General features: G+C 72.3%; 19 protein-coding genes and 1 pseudogene. 10 read left to right on the top strand and 10 right to left on the bottom strand.

Features of this window, described 5'->3' with window-relative positions; all coding sequences use genetic code 11:
* Positions 1–3 precede the first annotated feature (3 nt).
* On the top strand, positions 4–1,074 hold the full coding sequence (locus BZY54_RS27405; RefSeq protein WP_086728008.1) for an adenosine deaminase: 1,071 nt from the start codon (positions 4–6) through the stop codon (positions 1,072–1,074).
* Here BZY54_RS27405 and BZY54_RS27400 read toward each other — a convergent pair.
* The gene (locus tag BZY54_RS27400; protein WP_086728007.1) at positions 1,056–1,571 is read right to left on the bottom strand and encodes a mycothiol transferase; all 516 of its coding nucleotides are present in this window, start codon (positions 1,569–1,571) and stop codon (positions 1,056–1,058) included. The genes BZY54_RS27405 and BZY54_RS27400 overlap by 19 nt on opposite strands.
* Positions 1,572–1,650: 79 nt before the next feature.
* Positions 1,651–2,532 (bottom strand): LysR family transcriptional regulator, encoded by an 882-nt coding sequence (locus BZY54_RS27395; RefSeq protein WP_086728006.1) that lies wholly within the window; start codon positions 2,530–2,532, stop codon positions 1,651–1,653.
* Positions 2,533–2,685: 153 nt separating this feature from the next.
* On the opposite strand from BZY54_RS27395, the gene mgrA reads away from it, so the two are divergent.
* Entirely contained in the window at positions 2,686–3,678 is a 993-nt protein-coding gene (mgrA, locus tag BZY54_RS27390) for an L-glyceraldehyde 3-phosphate reductase (protein ID WP_086728005.1), read from the top strand.
* Between the two features lie 89 nt (positions 3,679–3,767).
* Here the strand turns inward: mgrA and BZY54_RS27385 are convergent, their stop codons facing one another.
* Positions 3,768–4,169: a nuclear transport factor 2 family protein gene (locus tag BZY54_RS27385; RefSeq protein WP_086728004.1), complete on the bottom strand. Its 402-nt coding sequence runs from the start codon at positions 4,167–4,169 to the stop codon at positions 3,768–3,770.
* 358 nt (positions 4,170–4,527) lie between these two features.
* On the opposite strand from BZY54_RS27385, the gene BZY54_RS27380 reads away from it, so the two are divergent.
* The gene (locus BZY54_RS27380) at positions 4,528–4,938 is read left to right on the top strand and encodes a hypothetical protein (protein ID WP_086728003.1); all 411 of its coding nucleotides are present in this window, start codon (positions 4,528–4,530) and stop codon (positions 4,936–4,938) included.
* A gap of 83 nt (positions 4,939–5,021) precedes the next feature.
* Here the strand turns inward: BZY54_RS27380 and BZY54_RS27375 are convergent, their stop codons facing one another.
* On the bottom strand, positions 5,022–6,380 hold the full coding sequence (locus tag BZY54_RS27375) for a streptophobe family protein (protein ID WP_425276321.1): 1,359 nt from the start codon (positions 6,378–6,380) through the stop codon (positions 5,022–5,024).
* A 239-nt stretch (positions 6,381–6,619) separates the two neighbouring features.
* On the opposite strand from BZY54_RS27375, the gene BZY54_RS27370 reads away from it, so the two are divergent.
* Positions 6,620–7,075, top strand: coding sequence for an ATP-binding protein (locus tag BZY54_RS27370; protein ID WP_086728002.1), 456 nt, complete (start codon positions 6,620–6,622; stop codon positions 7,073–7,075).
* A gap of 17 nt (positions 7,076–7,092) precedes the next feature.
* Here the strand turns inward: BZY54_RS27370 and BZY54_RS27365 are convergent, their stop codons facing one another.
* Positions 7,093–7,977 carry an RNA polymerase sigma factor SigF gene (locus tag BZY54_RS27365; protein WP_086728001.1) on the bottom strand — a complete coding sequence of 295 codons (885 nt, stop codon included), beginning with the start codon at positions 7,975–7,977 and terminating at the stop codon, positions 7,093–7,095.
* A gap of 155 nt (positions 7,978–8,132) precedes the next feature.
* Here BZY54_RS27365 and BZY54_RS27360 point away from each other — a divergent pair, with 155 nt between their 5' ends.
* The gene (locus tag BZY54_RS27360; RefSeq protein WP_086728000.1) at positions 8,133–8,618 is read left to right on the top strand and encodes a helix-turn-helix domain-containing protein; all 486 of its coding nucleotides are present in this window, start codon (positions 8,133–8,135) and stop codon (positions 8,616–8,618) included.
* A gap of 308 nt (positions 8,619–8,926) precedes the next feature.
* Here the strand turns inward: BZY54_RS27360 and BZY54_RS27355 are convergent, their stop codons facing one another.
* From BZY54_RS27355 to BZY54_RS27345, 3 genes are all read right to left on the bottom strand, one after another.
* Entirely contained in the window at positions 8,927–9,532 is a 606-nt protein-coding gene (locus BZY54_RS27355; RefSeq protein WP_086727999.1) for a ClpP family protease, read from the bottom strand.
* Between the two features lies 1 nt (position 9,533).
* Positions 9,534–10,175 carry a ClpP family protease gene (locus BZY54_RS27350; protein ID WP_086727998.1) on the bottom strand — a complete coding sequence of 214 codons (642 nt, stop codon included), beginning with the start codon at positions 10,173–10,175 and terminating at the stop codon, positions 9,534–9,536.
* A gap of 133 nt (positions 10,176–10,308) precedes the next feature.
* Positions 10,309–11,517, bottom strand: coding sequence for an epoxide hydrolase family protein (locus tag BZY54_RS27345; RefSeq protein ID WP_086727997.1), 1,209 nt, complete (start codon positions 11,515–11,517; stop codon positions 10,309–10,311).
* Between the two features lie 131 nt (positions 11,518–11,648).
* Between BZY54_RS27345 and BZY54_RS27340 the strand changes: the two genes are divergently transcribed.
* The 5 genes from BZY54_RS27340 to BZY54_RS27320 all read left to right on the top strand — a co-directional run bounded on the left by BZY54_RS27340 (position 11,649) and on the right by BZY54_RS27320 (position 16,206).
* Positions 11,649–12,131: a VOC family protein gene (locus tag BZY54_RS27340; RefSeq protein WP_086727996.1), complete on the top strand. Its 483-nt coding sequence runs from the start codon at positions 11,649–11,651 to the stop codon at positions 12,129–12,131.
* 231 nt (positions 12,132–12,362) lie between these two features.
* Positions 12,363–13,160 carry a VOC family protein gene (locus tag BZY54_RS27335; protein WP_086727995.1) on the top strand — a complete coding sequence of 266 codons (798 nt, stop codon included), beginning with the start codon at positions 12,363–12,365 and terminating at the stop codon, positions 13,158–13,160.
* A gap of 487 nt (positions 13,161–13,647) precedes the next feature.
* Entirely contained in the window at positions 13,648–14,364 is a 717-nt protein-coding gene (locus BZY54_RS27330; protein ID WP_086727994.1) for a ribonuclease H family protein, read from the top strand.
* Positions 14,365–14,517: 153 nt separating this feature from the next.
* Complete coding sequence (locus BZY54_RS27325; RefSeq protein ID WP_086727993.1) at positions 14,518–15,501, top strand: aldo/keto reductase; 984 nt, start codon at positions 14,518–14,520, stop codon at positions 15,499–15,501.
* Between the two features lie 207 nt (positions 15,502–15,708).
* The gene (locus BZY54_RS27320; protein ID WP_086727992.1) at positions 15,709–16,206 is read left to right on the top strand and encodes a DUF6328 family protein; all 498 of its coding nucleotides are present in this window, start codon (positions 15,709–15,711) and stop codon (positions 16,204–16,206) included.
* Between the two features lie 48 nt (positions 16,207–16,254).
* Here BZY54_RS27320 and BZY54_RS27315 read toward each other — a convergent pair whose 3' ends face one another.
* Both BZY54_RS27315 and BZY54_RS51035 read right to left on the bottom strand, forming a co-directional pair.
* Complete coding sequence (locus BZY54_RS27315) at positions 16,255–17,226, bottom strand: LLM class F420-dependent oxidoreductase (protein WP_086727991.1); 972 nt, start codon at positions 17,224–17,226, stop codon at positions 16,255–16,257.
* Between the two features lie 40 nt (positions 17,227–17,266).
* A pseudogene (locus tag BZY54_RS51035) lies at positions 17,267–18,003 on the bottom strand (serine/threonine protein kinase); the annotation flags it as partial.

The raw sequence follows: 18,003 nt of genomic DNA, 5'->3' as shown, positions 1-18,003 counted from the left end.
CACATGACCGCGCCCCGCGTCGACACCGACACCCTTCGCCGGCTCCCCAAGGCCGTGCTGCACGACCACCTCGACGGCGGACTGCGCCCCGCCACCGTCGTCGAACTCGCGGACGCGGTCGGCCACACCCTGCCCACCACCGACCCCGGCGAGCTCGCCGCCTGGTACTACGAGGCCGCCAACTCCGGTGACCTGGTCCGCTACATAGCGACCTTCGAGCACACCCTGGCCGTCATGCAGTCCCGTGAGGGCCTGCTGCGCACCGCCGAGGAGTACGTCCTCGACCTCGCCGCCGACGGTGTCGTCTACGCCGAGGTGCGCTACGCCCCCGAGCTGATGCTCCGGGGCGGGCTGACCCTGAACGAGGTCGTCGAGACGGTGCAGGAGGGCCTCGCGGCGGGCATGGCCAAGGCGGCCGCCGCCGGCACCCCGGTCCGCGTCGGCACCCTGCTGTGCGGCATGCGCATGTTCGACCGGGTCCGCGAGGCCGCCGACCTGGCCGTCGCCTACCGCGACGCGGGCGTCGTCGGCTTCGACATCGCCGGCGCCGAGGACGGCTTCCCGCCCGCCGACCACCTGGCCGCCTTCGAGCATCTGCGCCGCGAGAGCGTGCCGTTCACCATCCACGCCGGCGAGGCGCACGGTCTGCCCAGCATCCACCAGGCGCTCCAGGTGTGCGGCGCCCAGCGGATCGGCCACGGTGTGCGCATCACCGAGGACATCGTCGACGGCAAGCTCGGCCGCCTCGCGGGCTGGGTGCGCGACCGCCGTATCGCCCTGGAGATGTGCCCGACGTCCAACCTCCAGACCGGCTGCGCCACCTCGATCGCCGAGCACCCCATCACGGCCCTGAAGGACCTGGGCTTCCGTGTCACCCTCAACACCGACAACCGTCTGGTGTCCGGCACCACGATGACCCGCGAGATGTCGCTGCTGGTCGAGGAGGCGGGCTGGACGGTCGAGGACCTGCGCACCGTCACGGTGAACGCGGTCAAGAGCGCGTTCCTCCCGTTCGACGAGCGCAGGGCCCTCATCGAGGACGTCGTCCTGCCCGGTTACGAGTCCGCGCTCTGAAACAGCCCGCGCACGTAGGCGGCCTGTCCGACGTGCTGCAGATCGTCGGACAGGACGCTGACCAGGCGCACGCCCAGGGTGACCGGGGGGTCCCAGCGCTCGTCCACGACGCCTTCGAGGTCCTTGGCGGTCAGGCCGTGCAGGGCCCGCAGGGTCTGTTCGTGGACGGCGTCGTAGTACCCGGTCAGCAGTTCGGCGGATTCGACCCGCACCTTCGCGACCTTCGCAGAGGTGTGTCCGTAACCGGTGTCGTGGCGCGGCAGGTCCAGGCCGAAGCGCTTCTCCCAGCCCTGGGACAGCCACACCTGGTCGAGGTCGAAGGCGTCGGCGACGTGGTCGTCCTGGACCCGGGTGAGATGCCAGACGAGCCAGGCGACGGAGTTCGCGCCGGGAGCCGGCTGGGCGTGCAGTCCGTCCGGTCCGAGGCCGTCGAGGGCGGCATGGACTTCTTCCTGGATGCGGCCGTAGCCGTCGATGAGGATGTCCTTCGCATGCATGCGTCCACCATGGCGCATCGCACGCCGTGCCGCGTCCGGAATCCGGCCGGAACTCTCGGGTGCCGGGCCGCCGACCCGGTCAGGCCCCCGACTCCAGGAGTGTGATCAGGGCGCGGGCCGCCGGACTGGTGCCCTGTTCGGGCGGCAGCAGGGCGACGGTCTCGTACCACCGCTCACCCGCGCCCTGGAACGGCAGCGCGGTGAGCGAAGGACGCTTGTGCTGGAAATGCCGGGGAACCACCGCGATGCCCAGGTTCTCGTCGACCAGATCGAGCAGGCTGTGCACGTCGTTGACCTCCAGCGCCACCGTGCGTGCCACGCCCGCGGCGGAGAAGGCCGCGTCGGTGGCGCGGCGCGGCCCCCAGTCCGGGTGGAAGTCGACGAAGACCTCACCGCTCACCGCCTCCAGCGTGAGCGGCGTGCCCGCCGACGCGAACCGGTGATCGGGATGGCACAGCACCGTCATCGGTTCACCGGCCAGAGCCACCGAACGCAACTGGTCGGTGTCCGCCTGGGTCCGGTAGGCGAACGCCAGGTCCAGCCGGCCTGCCGCGACCCCCTCCGCCAGCGCTCCGGAGCCCGTCTGCCGCAGCCGGATCTCCACATCCGGATGCCGCCGCCGGAACGCGGCGAGCAGCCCCGCCACGTCCACCCCCGCGATGCACTGCTCGGTGCCGAGCGACAGCGTGCCGCGCAGCACGCCCTGCACGGCGGCCACCGCCTCGTGGGCCGCCCGGACCTGCGCCAGGATCCGCTCCGCCTCGCCGAGCAGCGCGCGCCCGGCCTCCGTGAGCGTCACCCGGCGTGTGGTGCGCACGAACAGCGGGGCCCGCAATTCCCGCTCCAGCGCCCGGATCGAGGCTGACAGGCCCGACTGCGACACCATCAGGCGCTCCGCCGCCCGGGTGAAGTGCTGGTCCTCGGCGACGGCCACGAAGTGCTGGAGATGACGCAGTTCCATGATTGAGAAGCCTAGCCGTTCAATCCCATCGGATTCTCCTGTTGGACCACTGCCCGCAGGTGGCGCGAGAGTGGGACAGCGGTTCCCCGGAACGCCGCTGCCGCGTGTCCCGGGGAACCGGTCATCGCCGTGCCAACCCCTCATGGAGTCGCGTTGTACACCGCCCACCCCGACCGCTACGCCGACATGCCCTACCGGCGCACCGGGCGCAGCGGCCTGAAGCTGCCCGCGTTGTCGCTCGGCCTGTGGCACAACTTCGGTCCGGACCGCCCGGTGGCGACCCAGCGTGCCATCCTGCGCCGCGCCTTCGACCTCGGCGTCACCCACTTCGACCTGGCCAACAACTACGGCCCGCCGCCCGGCGCCGCGGAGTCCGCCCTCGGCGAGGCGCTGCGGGCGGACTTCGCGCCGTACCGCGACGAACTGGTGATCTCCACCAAGGCCGGCTACCTCATGTGGCCCGGCCCGTACGGCGAATGGGGCTCGCGCAAGTACCTGCTGTCCTCGCTGGACCAGAGCCTGAAGCGGATGGGCCTGGAGTACGTCGACATCTTCTACTCGCACCGCCCCGACCCGGAGACTCCGCTGGAGGAGACGATGGGCGCCCTGCACTCGGCGGTCCAGCAGGGCAAGGCCCTGTACGTCGGCGTCTCCAACTACTCCGCGGAGCAGACCCGTGAGGCCGCCCGGATCCTCGGCGAGCTGGGCACCCCGCTGCTGATCCACCAGCCGCGCTACTCGATGCTCGACCGCCGCCCCGAGGAGGAGGGCCTCCTCGACGCGCTCGACGAGCTCCAGGTCGGCTCCATCGCCTACTCCCCGCTGGAGCAGGGCCTGCTCACCGCCCGTTACCTCGACGGCATCCCCGAGGACTCCCGGGCGGCCGGCGACAGTCCCTTCCTCAACTCCGACGCGGTGACCGGGGAACTGGTGGACAGGCTGCGCGCCCTGGACGAGATCGCCAAGTCCCGGGGGCAGTCGCTGGCCCAGCTGGCGCTGGCCTGGGTGCTGCGCGGCGGACGGGTGACCTCGGCCCTCGTCGGCGCGAGCAGCCCCCAGCAGCTGGAGGACAGCGTCGCCGCGGTGCGCAACCTGGACTTCGACGCGGAGGAGCTGGCCCGCATCGACGCGCTCGTGAAGCCGTAGGCACCGCATCCGCGAGGCGGCCGCCCACCGTTGGACCGGTGGGCGGCCGCTCGCCGTTTCGCCCGTCCCCTCGTGCGGGCGGCACGTCCTCAGGCGCCGTCCGGCACCCGGTCCAGGAAGCCCAGCACGGTACGGATCCGGTCCTCGCCGTCCAGGGTGATCACGTCGAAACCGGCGACCGGGGCGGAGCCTCCCCCGGAGGAGGCACCCTCAGCCTCGCTCACCAGCTCCCAGGCGAATCGGGCGGTGTCGTGGTGACCGTCCACGGTGCCGGTGAGCCGGAAGACGAAACCGGGGAACTGCTGCTGCGCCGCGGTGATCAGGGCCGTGATCTGCTCGTGGCCGCTGACGTCTGCGAGGGGGTCGGTGTAGCTGCCGTCGGGGGTCCAGGCGGCGGCCACCGCCTTGCCGAGGGCCTCCGGCCCCTTCGCGTTCCACGCCTCGAGGTAGCGGGCGGCGGCGCTCTCGTAACGGTCGGTCTGTGCGGACATGGGGAATCAGCCTCCATCGAGGGCGTCGGTACTGGGTACTGGTCGGGACCCGGATCTCCGTGGTCGGCGACCCGATGGGACAACCATGCCGGGACCGCGGGGGATGGGGCGATTACCGCCGGGGTAATGGCGCCGACCACGGGATCGTGCCCGCGCCCGTGCCACCCGGAGGGCTCGCGTCGTTTCGGCCATGCCCCGCGCCGGATGTGCCAGGAGACTGGCCGGAAAATCGTGGTGACAGTGTTTCAGGAGTGAACATACTCGAAGGTAAGGGACGCTTCACCGCACAGGAGCCACAGGAGCCGCACCGAGAGCGAGGCACGACCAGCAGGCGCACGACGCCACCGGGGGAGGAGCTGTGCACGACGAATTCCTGTGCCATGTCACCGGGTACGGGGTGTGCGACGGCCGCCGCGTCGGCGTACCGCTCGGCACCTACCGGGCGCCCACCCTCGCCCTGGCCCTGTGGTGGCTGCGCGACCGCGCCTCCTGGATCGCCGAGCGGCTCGACCCGGGCCCCGAGACACCGTATGTGCCCTCGGGCGCGCTGGCCCCGGTGCCGATCGACGTGCCGGACGTGCCCGGCGTCCTGCGGGCCTGGTGCGCCGACCCGGTCCGGCAGGAACTGGTGGCCGACGAGCTGGCCGAGGGACGGCTGGTGCGGATCGCCGCGGGCGACGACACCACCGAGTACGAGCTCCTCGCGGAGTCGGTGGACGCCCTGCGCATGCAGCGGACCGTCCCGGCCCTCGTCCTGCCGATGGCCTGACGGCTCCGCCCCGGCGGCGCGCGGTCGGCCACGTGGCCCCGACGTGGGCGCCCGCTCGGCTCGGGGCGGGGTGCCGTGTCGTGCTACACGTGGGGTGCGCCGCTGCGGTCGGCCGGGCCGGGTGGGGTGGAGGGGCCTGCCGAGTCCGGTGGGCCCTCGCTCCGGTGGCCCACCAAGAGGGTTGCCAGGGCGCCCAGGAATCCGCTGACCAGGCCCCACAGCGCGGCGATGCCGAGGGCGCCCCACAGCCGGGGCCGCAGCAGCAGTTCCCCGGAGAGGCCGCCGCCCACATTGCCGATGCCGAGGAGCGACAGCCCGTAGTGGGCGGAGATCCGGCCCGCGAGGCAGATCATCAGCACCGTCAGCACCAGGGCGACCGCCATCCGCACCGCGTGCTGCCACGGGCGCACCCGGGCCGGGGCACGGGCCGCCGCGAAGTATGCGGCGGCGAGCACCAGCACGACATCGATCACCACCAGCCACCACACCCGGCCGTCGTGCTCGGCGAGAGTGCTCAGGTTGAGCGTGGACACGTCCGGGGTGCGCAGCACCTCGTCGAGCAGGTGCGGAACCGGCAGTCCGAAGGGGCCGTCCACGCGGCCGTTCCAGGTGGCGCCCAGCCCGATCGTGAAGGCCGGCCAGGTCAGGTTCGGCAGCCCGAGCAGGATCAGGGCGAAGGTCTCCGCCGGGTGCCCGCGCGTCCCCGCCGTCACCAGCCCGATGACCAGGCCCACAACCACGTACACGAGCAGCAGGGCGACCATGGCGTACGCTGGCGGACACGCCCATGCCCGGAAGCGCGCTGCCCGCTCCGGCAACGGCACGTCGCGGGCCACGAGCAGCGCGATCAGCAGCACGCCCAGCAGCCAGAGCAGCCCGAAGCCGACGGTCAGCGGCACGTGTGTGGTGAAGCCGACCTCGGGCTCGGCGCCGAACAGCTGGCCGATGGCGCCGAGCACTCCGTTGCCGAGGTCGATGGCGAAGGTCTGGCGGGCGGCGAACGCCAGGCCGACCAGCGCCGCCAGCCACAGTACGGCGATCCGGGCGGCCGACCAGGCCAGCTCACCCGCCCGGACAGGACCTCGCGTCGTCGCCGTCCGTTGCCGCCGCAGCGGGCGCAGGAAGCCGACGCCGACGGCGAGCGCTCCGACGAGCGTGACCGACAGCGGCATCACCGTGACCCCGGCGTGCGTCTCGGCGAGCGCGCCCGCGTTCCCCGAGAGCTCCATGCTGCCGCCGACCGCCGTCACCACGGTCGCGGCGACGACCCGTGGGAAGGCGTTGTCGGGCAGGTTCCCGGCCCCGGCCGCCCACAGCCCCAGCGCGGCGACCACACACATGGCCAGCAGCGCGGCCAGCACCGTGGCGAGGGCCTGTGCCCAGCTGTGAAGGAACCGGCCGTGGGGGGCGGCCGGCGGAGCGGAGGGGCTCGCGGGGCTCACGCTGTCACGCTAGGCACCGCGGCGCCGGTACGCCCGTCGGGAGGTCCGTCCGCGCCTTCCTGCCCGCCCGGTCCGCCTGCCCGCCCAGCCGTCCGTCTGCCCGCCGGCCGGGTTCGTCTGGTCCCGGCCCGACAGCCTTGTCGGCCTGCCGCCGCCCGGCGGGGACTGGCGGGCGTAGCCGTGGGTATCAGGACATGTGCAGTAGCGTCCGGTCGTACCGGCTTCCGAGAGAGAAACGCATGATCGAGCACCCGGACGAGGCAGCGATACGCACTGGCTTCGACGTTCCCGTGGAACCGCTTCGGCGGACGACGCACTACACCGGGGAGCCCGGCTGCATCGCCGACGCGCGCTCCTTCGCCGCGCACTTCCTCGACCAGCTCAGGACCGAATGGTGCGCGGTGATCGGCCGCCGCTCCGGCGAGGCCCTGCTCCTGGTGGTGAGCGAGCTGATCACCAACGCCGACCGGCACAGCGACGGTCCGTACATTCTGGAGCTGGAAGGCACGGACGCCGCGGTGAGCGTGTGCGTCTACGACAGCAGCGTCGCTCTGCCGCTGCGCTACCCGCGCGACCCCGAGCGCATCGGCCGGCACGGCCTGGAGATCGTGCACGCCCTGGCGGACGAGGTCAGCGCGGAACGGGTTCCGGTGGGCAAGCGGGTACGGGCCCTGGTGCACCTCGGACGCGACTGAGCCCGTGGGGCGACGCCTCAGGCGCAGCCCATCTCGCCCAGCATGCCCTGCCGCAGCTGCGTCAGGATGCGCTTGATCAGCCGGGAGACGTGCATCTGCGAGCAGCCGAGCCGTTCGCCGATCTCCGCCTGGGTGGCCTCCTCCACGAACCGCATATGGATGATCTGCCTGTCCCGTTCTCCCAGTTCGGCCACCAGCGGCGCCAGCGAGTGGAGGTCCTCGACGAGCCTGATGCCGTGCTCCTCCACGCCGATGAAGTCGGCGAGCACCGCTTCTCCGTCCTCGGGTCCGTCACCGGTGAGCGCGGCGTCCAGCGAGGCGGAGTTGTAGCCGTTGGACGCCAGCTGCCCCTCCACCACTTCCTGCTCGGTGAGGTTCATCAACGTCGCGAGCTCGGCGACGGTCGGCTCCCGGTCCAGGCGGCTGGAGAGCTCCTCGCGCGCCCTGGCCAGCTCCACGCGCAGCTCCTGCAGCCGCCGCGGCACGTGCACCGCCCAGGTGGTGTCCCGGAAGAACCGCTTGATCTCACCGACGATGTAGGGCAGCGCGAACGACGTGAACTCCACCTCACGCGACAGCTCGAACCGGTCGATGGCCTTGATCAGGCCGATCATCCCGGTCTGGACGATGTCTTCCATGTCGTCACTGCGGTTGCGGAACCGGCCGGCCGCGAACCGCACCAGCGACATGTTCATCTCGATGAGGACGTTGCGCGCGTACTGGTGTTCGTGAGTGCCCTCTTCGAGCTCGGTCAGCCGCCGGAAGAAGTGGCGGGAGAGCTCGCGCGCGTCCCGGGGGGCGATGGACCGCGGATTCGCGACCGCCGGGAGCGGTGCTCCGTCCGTCCGGTTTCCCGCGGTCTCCTCGATCGCTGCCTCGGACCGGATCACGGCGGTGTCCATTTCCCCTCCACGAAAGTCACGGTTCGGTCACCATCGGGTACCCAGAGCGCCGGAACCCATGCACGGCGCTCGTACGTCCTCTTCCGTGCAGGTGATTCACCCAGGGCGGAACGCCGTCCCCTTCCACGGGCGTTCGTGGCGCCTAGTCTGAAGAGGTGAGCAACCAAGCGCCGAACCCAGCCCGCGTCATCCCGCTGCGCCCGCCGGCAGCACGCCCGGAGAACAGCCGTCAGACGCCCGCCCGTCCGGCCCTCGCACGGCCGGCCTCCGCCCACCCGGTCGTCGAACGGCCGGTGACCGGCCGCCCCGCCGACCGGAGCGCGCCGACGGCCCCCCGCGAGCCCCTGTGGCGCGACCTCGTCGGCGACGTGCTGCGCCGTCAGCGGCTCGCCCAGGAACGCACGCTGAAGGACGTCGCCGAGGCCGCGCGCATCTCCATGCCGTATCTGTCGGAGATCGAGCGCGGCCGCAAGGAGGCATCCTCGGAGGTCCTCGCGGCCGCGGCCCAGGCCCTCGGACTCGGCCTGGGCGACCTGCTGTCGCTGGCGCAGGGCGAGCTGGTCCGTCTCACCAGCAGGACCGCGGGCCGCGGCCGGGCCACGTCCACCTCCCGCATCGACGGCCTGTGCCTGGCGGCCTGACGGCCCGACAGCCAGCATGCTCCTAGGTCCTGTCGTCAAAGTCCCGTCGTCCGCCCGGAGGGCGGGCCCTGCGGCGGCAGGTGCGTGCTCTCGGTGTGCCGGGCACGGCCCTCGTACTGATTTGTACTCGGGCCTGGTCCCGGTGCGGCGAGTGGGGGCGCCTCCCGCGCCGTCAAGGCAGTGGGGGAGCGTGCACGGCGTCGCTGGGCAGACAGGAGTTTGACACAGGGCCTAGAGCTGTCGGGCCGGCCGACAGCCGACGGCCCGACAGCCCCCGCGAACCCCGCCCCGCCCGTGCGGCCGGCGTCTCAGGCCACCATCGCGAGGCGCCGGCTCAGTACCTCGTCGGCCAGCCCGTAGGCCACCGCCTCATGGGCACTGAACACCTTGTCGCGGTCCATGTCGGCGCGCAGGGACTCGGGGGCGTGCCCGGTGTGCCGGGACAGCACCTCCTCGACCTGGGAGCGGATCCGGACCATCTCCTTGGCCTGTAGCGCGAGATCGGAGACCGTGCCCTGCCGGCCGCCGCTGGCCGGCTGCCCCAGCAGCACGCGCGCGTGCTCCAGCACGAACCGCCGCCCCGGGTCCCCGCCGGCCAGCAGCACCGCCGCGGTGGAGGCCGCCTGCCCCACGCAGAACGTGGAGATGGGCGACTGCACGAACGTCATCGTGTCGTAGATGGCCATCAGCGAAGTGAACGAGCCGCCGGGCGAGTTGAGGTAGATCGAGATCTCGTGCTCCGGGTTCGCGGACTCCAGATGGAGGAGTTGCGCGATGACGACGTTGGCGACGCCGTCGTCGATCTCGGTGCCGAGAAAGATGATCCGCTCGTTCAGCAGCCGGCTGAACACGTCGTACGACCGCTCGCCCTGCGCGGTCCGCTCGATCACGTACGGAACCGTGTACGACCCCATGTCACAACCCCATCCGTCGGCGCGACGTGGCCGGACGGACGTCGGCAAGCGACTCCACCACCCGGTCCACCATCCCGTACTCCCTGGCCTGCTCGGCCGTGAACCAGCGGTCCCGGTCGCCGTCGCGTGAGATCGTCTCCTCGCTCTGACCGGTGTGCTCGGCGGTGAGCCGCTCGATGGTCCGCTTGGTGTGCTCCAGGTTCTCCGCCTGGATCTCGATGTCCGCGGTGGTACCGCCGATCCCGGCCGACGGCTGGTGCATCATGATCCGCGCGTGCGGCAGCGCGAACCGCTTGCCACGGGTCCCCACGGTGAGCAGGAACTGCCCCATGCTCGCCGCGAACCCCATGGCCAGCGTCGAGACGTCGTTCGGGATGAGCCGCATCGTGTCGTAAATGGCCAGGCCCGCGGTGACGGACCCGCCGGGGCTGTTGATGTACAGGCTGATGTCGGTGCGGGGGTCCTCGGCCGACAACAGCAGCAACTGCGCGCACACCCGGTTGGCCGACACCTCGTCGACCTGGGTGCCCAGGAACACGATCCGCTGGGTGAGGAGTTGGGCCGCCAGATGGTCGTCGAAGCGGCTGGGCGGTGTGTCGCCCTCCTCCGAGCGTGGCGAGTGCGCGGTGATCAGTGGAGTCATCGAATCTCCTCGTCGTGGCGTGGATGCCGTCGACTTCACTGTCGACCGCGACGGGCCGGCCGATGCGGTTTCTCTGCCCGCGGCAGATTCGCCACGGGCAGAGCGCCTCGCACGGCGTCCTGAGGCCGCGGCCTCAGCCCTTCTCGCGCAGCTGCCGGAAGAACGCCCGCACGTCCGCGACCAGCAGGTCCGGCTCCTCCATCGCCGCGAAGTGCCCGCCCCGGTCGAACTCGGTCCACCGCACGATGTTCTCCGTGCGCTCCGCCCTGTGCCGCAGCGGAACCTGGGGTTCGGCCGGGAAGACGGCGAGCCCGGTCGGCACGGTCGACGGTTGGGCCGGCGCGGCGGCCCGGCGCGAGCCGGCGTGGGCCCGCTCGTAGTAGATCCGGGCCGCGGAACCGGCGGTCCCGGTCAGCCAGTACAGCATGACGTTGGTGAGCAGCAGGTCCCGGTCGACGGCCTCCTCGGGCAGCTCCTCGGAGTCCGTCCACTCCCGGAACTTCTCGACGATCCAGGCGAGTTGGCCGACCGGGGAGTCGGTGAGGGCGTACGCCAGGGTCTGCGGGCGGGTGGAGTTGAGGATCGCGTACCCCGCGCTCTCCCGCTGCCAGGCCGCCCAGCGGCGCCACGAGGCGAGGGTGCGTTCACGCTCTTCGGGGCCGAGCGCGGCCAGCTCCGCCTCGGTCGGCTCGGTGGCCTGCTGCGCCCCCGGCAACAGGTTGAGGTGGACACCGATCACCCGATCGGGGTGGGCGCGGCCCAGCTCCCGGGAGATCGCCGCGCCCCAGTCCCCGCCCTGGGCGCCGAACCGCTCGTAGCCGAGCCGCCGCATCAGGTCGGCCCACGCGTCGGCGACCCGGCCGGCCTCCCAGCCCCGGTCGGTCGTCGGCCCTGACAGTCCGAAGCCCGGGATGCTCGGTACGACGACGTGGAACGCGTCGGCGGGGTCGCCACCGTGTGCGGCCGGGTCGGCGAGCGGCCCGACGACGTCCAGGAACTCGACGATCGACCCCGGCCAGCCGTGGGTGACGATCAGCGGGGTGGCGTCGGGCTCGGGGGAGCGGATGTGCGCGAAGTGGACGTTCGCCCCGTCGATGGTGGTGGTGAACTGCGGCCACTCGTTCAGTCGCGCCTCGGCAGCCCGCCAGTCGTAGGCGTGCCGCCAGTGCCGCACGAGGTCGCGCAGGTAGTCGCCGGGCACGCCGTAGTCCCATCCGGCGCCGGGCAGGTCGTCCGGCCGGCGGGTGCGGTCGAGCCGGTCGTGCAGGTCGTCGAGGTCGCTCTGCGGGATCGCGAGGCGGAAGGGCCGGATGCCGTCGGTGGGCGGCGGTGACGTCGTCATGGCCGGATGCTAGTTCGCGCCGTCCAGGGAGCCGTCCGAATTGATTCCCGTGGATTCCCCGAAGAGCGATGAGTTCCGCAGCCCGGACCGGTCGATACAGATGACCGTGTCCCACACCTCAGGAGGAACCCGTGGCCACCGAAGGATTCACCACCTGTCTCTGGTTCGACGGCCAGGCCGAGGAGGCAGCCGACTACTACGTCTCGGTCTTCAAGAACTCCAGCATCGGCCGGGTCGGCCGCTACACCGAGGCTGGACCGGGACCGGCCAGCTCAGTGATCGCCGTCGAGTTCACGGCCAACGGACAGAAGTTCGTCGCGCTGAACGGCGGCCCGCAGTTCAAGTTCAGCGAGGCGATCTCGTTCCAGATGTTCTGTGCGGACCAGGACGAGGTCGACCACTACTGGGCCAAGCTCACGGAGAACGGCGGAGAGCCCGGCCCGTGCGGCTGGCTCAAGGACAGGTACGGCGTGTCCTGGCAGATCATCCCGGACGGCCTCATGGAGATGATCGGCGACCCCGACACCGAGAAGGCGGCCCGCACCACCCGGGCGATGCTCGCGATGGGCAAGCTCGACATCGCCGCCCTGAAGAGGGCTCACACGGGCGAGTAGCGGGGCGGCCGCGGGGCCGGCCCACCCATCCGGGGGAGTGGGCCGGCCGCCGGGCGAGGACTCGGGGCCTCTCGTTCGGATCATGCCGGGGACCCGAGTTGCACCACCGCGAGGGCTCCGCCCGGGCGGGCCGGCGGCGAGGGCGTTTCTTCGGCGCGCGACCCGCCCCGGGTGTGGCTAGCGTGTGAACCGGGAAGCCACCGAGCCATCGAACGGGAGAGGGGCCCCGCCATGGCGGTACGACCCGAGGGAACCCCCTGCTGGGCCGACGCGATGTTCACCGACGTCGAGGCGGCCAAGAACTTCTACGGCGAGGTCCTCGGCTGGACCTTCGGCGAGTCGTCCTCGGCGTACGGCAACTACACCCAGGCCTATGTGAACGGCAAGGCGGTGGCCGCCGTCGTGCCGCCGATGCCCGGGCAGGAAGGGCAGTCGCAGTGGTGCCTCTACCTGGCCTCGCCCGACGCTGCCGCCACGGCCCGCCGAATCCGCGAACAGGCCGGCGAGGTGCTGATGGAACCGATGCGGATCGGCGACCTCGGCACCATGTGCCTGGCCCGCGAGCCCGGTGGTGCGGTGTTCGGTGTGTGGCAGGCCGGCCGCCACGAGGGTTTCGAGGCCACCGGGGAGCCGGGCGCCTACTGCTGGGCCGAGGTCGTCACCCGCGAGCCCGAGAAGACGGACCCCTTCCTCACCGCGGTGTTCGGGTACACCGCGAAGCAGCTCGACGACGCGGCGATCGACTTCCGTGAGTTCCACGCGGGCGGCGGCGCGGTCCTCGGCCGCATGAGGATGACGGACGACTTCCCGCCCGAGGTGCCGTCGTACGTCAACGTGTACTTCATGGTCGCCGACTGCGACGCCGCGGTGGCCACCGCGACCGAGCGCAGCGGTGTCCTGCGGTTCGGCCCGGCGGACAGCCCCTTCGGCCGGGTCGCGGCCCTCACCGACCCCCAGGGCGCGAGCTTCTCCGTGATCGACGTCACCACGAGCCAGGGAGAGAAGCCCCAGGCCAAGGAGATCCCGTAGGGCCTCTCGTTTGGATCATGCGGGCGCGCGGGGCCCGGCACTGCATGGCGTCGCTGGGCAGAGGGGAGTTCGACGACAGGGCCTGGGCCCCAACCCGGGCGACTTCCGGGCTCGGGCCGCTCCCGGACCTGCCGTTTCCCTGGGCGAAGCCGTTCCCGGACCCCGGCCGCCCTCAGGCCGGATCGATCCCCGATCCGGGGTCTCCCCAGCGGCTCCGAGACCGGCGCCGTACCCGGCCCAAGCCGTCCGAGACCGGGCCCGCACCCGGCCCAAGGCGCTCCCAGCCCCGGGGCGTACCCGGCCAAGTCCTCCGAGACCGGGCCCGCACCCGGCCAAACCGTCCGAGACGGGGCTCGTACCCCGGCCCAAGAGCTCGCAGTCCCGGAGTGTGCCGGGCCCCGGGCGTGGAGGCGGCGGCTCCCCGGCTCGGCGCGCTCCCGTTCCGGCCGCCGCCCCGGTCCGGCGCAGGGGCTCGGGTGGGCGTGGCATGATCGGGGGCATGCGTGAACGAGTGGTGGCCGCGTGCGACGGGGCCTCGAAGGGAAATCCGGGTCCGGCGGGCTGGGCGTGGGTGGTCTCCGAGGACGCCGAGACCCCGGCCCGCTGGGAGGCGGGCCCGCTCGGCACCGCGACCAACAACGTCGCCGAACTCACCGCGCTGGAGCGGCTCCTCACCGCGACCGACCCCGATGTGCCGCTCGAGGTCCGCATGGACTCGCAGTACGCGATGAAGGCGGTCACCACCTGGCTGCCCGGCTGGAAGCGCAACGGCTGGAAGACGGCCGCCGGCAAGCCGGTCGCCAACCAGGAGCTGGTCGTGCGGATCGACGAGCTGCTCGACGGCCGTACCGTCGACTTCCGCTATGTACCCGCCCACCAGGTCGACGGCGATCCCCTGAACGACTTCGCCGACCGGGCCGCCAGCCAGGCGGCGACCGCACAGCTGGCCGCCGGCAGCGCCCTCGGCTCCTCGGAGCCGCCGCCCGCGCCCACCGCCCCGGCGTCCGCCGGGTCGCGTCGCCGCGCGAACGGGACCAGGACGGCACGGGCAGGCGCCGGCGCCGCGGGATCCTCGTCCCGCACGATCAAGGCCAAGTTCCCCGGCCGGTGTGTGTGCGGCCGGTCCTACGCGGCCGGTGAGTCCATCGCCAAGAACGACCAGGGCTGGGGCCACCCGGAGTGCCGCACGGCGGCCGCCGGATAGCGGGGTGCCGGACACGACGGCGGGCGACGGCTCGAGCCGCCCCGTCCGCCCTGATCCGGCTCCGACCCGGGTGACGCCCCTGCGCGGGTGAGGGACCGGAGCGGCCGGGTGGCCGGTGCCGCGGGGGCCCGGCACGGGTGCCAGACTGGCGCCATGGACGAACGTGAATTCGGCAGGTCGCAGCAGCACGCCTCGGTCGTCGGACTCGGCACCTGGCAACTGGGCGCCGACTGGGGCGACGTCGAAGACAAGGAAGCACTCGCCGTGCTGGAGGCCGCCGCCGAGTCGGGCGTGACCTTCTTCGACACGGCCGACGTCTACGGCGACGGGCGCAGCGAGGCGACCATCGCCACCTTCCTCAGCTCCCGGCCGGACCTGCATGTGCTGGTCGCGACCAAGATGGGCCGCCGCGTCGAGCAGATCCCGGAGAACTACGTCCTGGACAACTTCCGCGCCTGGAACGACCGTTCCCGCCGCAACCTGGGCGTCGACCGCATCGACCTGGTGCAGCTGCACTGCCCGCCGACACCCGTGTACTCCACCGACGCGGTGTTCGACGCGCTGGACACCCTCGTCGAGGAGGAGCGGATCGCCGCGTACGGCGTCAGCGTCGAGACCTGCGCGGAGGCCCTGACCGCGATCGCCCGGCCGAACGTGGCCAGTGTGCAGATCATCCTCAACCCGTTCCGCATGAAGCCCCTGCGCGAGGTGCTCCCGGCCGCGCGCGAGGCCGGTGTCGGCATCATCGCCCGCGTACCGCTCGCCTCCGGGCTGCTGTCGGGCAAGTACACCAAGGACACGGTGTTCCCCGCCAACGACCACCGCACCTTCAACCGGCACGGCCAGTCCTTCGACCAGGGCGAGACCTTCTCCGGCGTCGACTACGCGACGGGCGTGGAGGCCGCGGCCGAGTTCGCCGCCCTGGCCCCCGAGGGCTGCACCCCCGCCCAGCTGGCACTGCGCTGGATCATCCAGCAGCCCGGCGTCACCACCGTGATCCCCGGTGCCCGTTCCCCGGAACAGGCCCGCGCCAACGCGGCCGCCGGCAAGCTGCCCCCGCTGACCGACGAGACCCTGGCGGCGATCCGGGACCTCTACGACCGGCGGATCAAGGACCAGGTGGAGGACCGCTGGTGAGCCCCGCCCGTCAGTAGGCTCCGGCTCAGCGCGTCGGCCGCGGCTGCCGGGTGACCGCGACCCGGTGGGCCGGTGGCCGGTCCGAGCGGTCGGCCACGGGTCCGTCGCCCTGGCGGTCGGCCTTTCGGCGGGCAGGATTCCCGCTCTCCGGGGCACACGCGAGGAGAGGGCAGCCAGGGATGCGGGCCGCGGGAATCGGGAGGCGACGTGACGGCAGCGGGAGACGGCGCGGCGAAACGCCGGGGACGCAACGAGACCGAGGAGGAGCGGGCCGACCGCATGTGGGTGGAGCTCATCCAGGAGGTGCGGGTGGCCCAGACCGGTGTGCAGATCCTGTTCGGCTTCCTGCTCACCGTGGTGTTCCAGCCCAAGTACGACACGCTGACCCACACCAACCAGGTCATCTACATCGTCACCGTCTTCCTGGGCGCCGCCGCGACCGGCGCGCTCATCGGACCGGTGTCCCTGCACCGGCTCGTCTCGGGGCGCCGGGTGAAGCCCCAGGCGGTGCGGTGGGCATCCCGGCTGACCTTCGTCGGACTGGTCCTGTTGCTCGCCACCATGACCGCCGCACTGCTGCTGATCCTGAGAGTGGCGACGCACGGCGGTGTCGTCTCCTGGCTGGTCCTGGTCGTGGTCGCCTGGTACATGCTGTGCTGGTTCGTGCTGCCGTTGTGGGCCCGGCACCGCTACACCTCCCGGTGAGGCGGCCCGCGGCCACGGCCCTGGCTGGTCTTCCCGGGCGCGGTGCGCTCAGCCGAAGGCGTCGCGCAGTGCGGGCAGCAGGGTCTTGGCCGACCAGTCCAGGAACGCGTCCTGCTCATCGCCGCCGATCTGCACCAGCGCCACCTCCGTGAACCCGGCGTCGACAAACGGGCGTACGGCCTCGACGAACGCCTCCGGGTCATCGCCGCACGGGATCGACTCGGCGACGTCGTCGGGGGTGACGAACTGGGTGGCCGACTCGAACGAGTCCGGGTGCGGCAGCTCGGAGTTGACCTTCCAACCGCTGCCGAACCAGCGGAACTGCGCGTGCGCGCGCTTGACCGCCGCGTCCCGGTCGGTGTCATAGCACACCGGAAGCTGGCCCACCCGCGGCTTGCCCTCGCCGCCGTGCCGGTCGAAGGCCTGCAGCAGGCCGGCCTTCGGCTCCGTGGCGATGACGAGGTCGGCGAGATGGCCGGCGATCTTGCAGGACTGCTCGCCGGAGACGGCGATGCCGATGGGCGGCGCGGTGTCCGGCACATCCCACAGCCGGGCCGACTCCACGTCGAAGTGCGCGCCGTGACGGGTGACGTGCCCGCCCGCGAACAGTGCGCGGATGATCTCGACGGCCTCCTGAAGCCGTTCGTGACGCACGTCGACGGACGGCCAGCCCCCGCCCACCACGTGCTCGTTGAGGTTCTCGCCGGCGCCGAGGCCCAGCCGGAACCTGCCCTGCGACAGCAACTGCACCGTCGCCGCCTTCTGCGCCACGATCGCCGGGTGGTAGCGGAAGGTCGGACACGTCACGTACGTCATCAGCGGGATGCGCGAGGTCGCCTGGGCGGCCGCCCCGAGGACGCTCCACGCGTACGGCGAGTGACCCTGCGAGCGCAGCCACGGGAAGTAGTGGTCCGAGGTCACCGAGAAGTCGAAACCCACCTCCTCGGCCCGCACCACATGGTCGACCAGCTCACGCGGACCGGCCTGCTCGGTCATCATCGTGTATCCGATTTGCACCATGTCCGCCGAGTCCCCGGGTCACCTGCGGGAAAACGGCGGATCAGCCGGAGGCGGGCCGGAAGCTGCCGAGGAACACCTCGAGCGCCTGCCTGTTCGCGGCCGTGCCGAAGGCGTCGGCCGGAGTCGTCCAGCGCAGCGAGAAGCCGCGCCGGCCGCCGAGGAGGACACCGCGGCCGAAGGTGTGCACGCGTCGGTCCGCGGACCCGGACAGCCACTCCATGTCCGCGGCCGGGCGGCCCTGGTAGGCCGTAGCGCGGATGCCGCCGATCGGCCGGTAGCCCGGCTGCCACTCCAGGCCGGGTACGACGTCGTCCCGCCACACGGCGACCGGGTCGGGCCCGACGTGCTCACTGTGCGTGACCGCGAGGGTCCGGGCGTCGCCGGCCGACCCGAAGACGACGCGGTACGCCAGCTCGGGCGCGCGTGTGGTGCTCAGCCGCTGCCACCCGGTGGGCAGGGCGACCGAGAACCCCTCGGGGGCGCGGTAGACGCGGAAGCCGGACGGCAGGCCGGTCGCCGTGGCCGAGGGGGACACGGAGGTGGGGGACGGGGACGGCGGCGCAGTGGCACCCCCGGTCCGGCTCCCGGAGGCGGAGGCGGAGGCGGGCGGCGGCCCGGAGGGGCCGGAGGCGGCCGTGGAGCCCGCGCCGCCGGTGCCGGGAAGGGGGTGGGTGGCGGCCAGCACGGCGACGGCGACGGTGACGACGGCGAGGGCGGTGCCGGTGACCACGGCCCGTCTGCCCCAGGCACGGCCCGCCCGCCGGGCCGCCGCCGCGT

The organism is Streptomyces carpinensis, from assembly GCF_002154505.1.
Lineage (GTDB): Bacteria > Actinomycetota > Actinomycetes > Streptomycetales > Streptomycetaceae > Streptomyces > Streptomyces carpinensis.
The sequence above is the reverse complement of the archived record's forward strand: the minus strand, read 5'-3'. Positions and strand labels throughout refer to the sequence as shown.

Coding starts and splice junctions, on each gene's coding strand:
- BZY54_RS27395 (WP_086728006.1), bottom strand. CDS start 2,532: ATGGAACTGCGTCATCTCCAGCACTTCGTGGCCGTCGCCGAGGACCAG.
- BZY54_RS27365 (WP_086728001.1), bottom strand. CDS start 7,977: ATGGACACCGCCGTGATCCGGTCCGAGGCAGCGATCGAGGAGACCGCG.
- BZY54_RS27330 (WP_086727994.1), top strand. CDS start 13,648: ATGATCGGGGGCATGCGTGAACGAGTGGTGGCCGCGTGCGACGGGGCC.
- BZY54_RS27315 (WP_086727991.1), bottom strand. CDS start 17,226: ATGGTGCAAATCGGATACACGATGATGACCGAGCAGGCCGGTCCGCGT.
- BZY54_RS27350 (WP_086727998.1), bottom strand. CDS start 10,175: ATGACTCCACTGATCACCGCGCACTCGCCACGCTCGGAGGAGGGCGAC.
- BZY54_RS27335 (WP_086727995.1), top strand. CDS start 12,363: ATGGCGGTACGACCCGAGGGAACCCCCTGCTGGGCCGACGCGATGTTC.
- BZY54_RS27355 (WP_086727999.1), bottom strand. CDS start 9,532: ATGGGGTCGTACACGGTTCCGTACGTGATCGAGCGGACCGCGCAGGGC.
- BZY54_RS27385 (WP_086728004.1), bottom strand. CDS start 4,169: ATGTCCGCACAGACCGACCGTTACGAGAGCGCCGCCGCCCGCTACCTC.
- BZY54_RS27325 (WP_086727993.1), top strand. CDS start 14,518: ATGGACGAACGTGAATTCGGCAGGTCGCAGCAGCACGCCTCGGTCGTC.
- BZY54_RS27370 (WP_086728002.1), top strand. CDS start 6,620: ATGATCGAGCACCCGGACGAGGCAGCGATACGCACTGGCTTCGACGTT.
- BZY54_RS27400 (WP_086728007.1), bottom strand. CDS start 1,571: ATGCATGCGAAGGACATCCTCATCGACGGCTACGGCCGCATCCAGGAA.
- BZY54_RS27405 (WP_086728008.1), top strand. CDS start 4: ATGACCGCGCCCCGCGTCGACACCGACACCCTTCGCCGGCTCCCCAAG.
- BZY54_RS27345 (WP_086727997.1), bottom strand. CDS start 11,517: ATGACGACGTCACCGCCGCCCACCGACGGCATCCGGCCCTTCCGCCTC.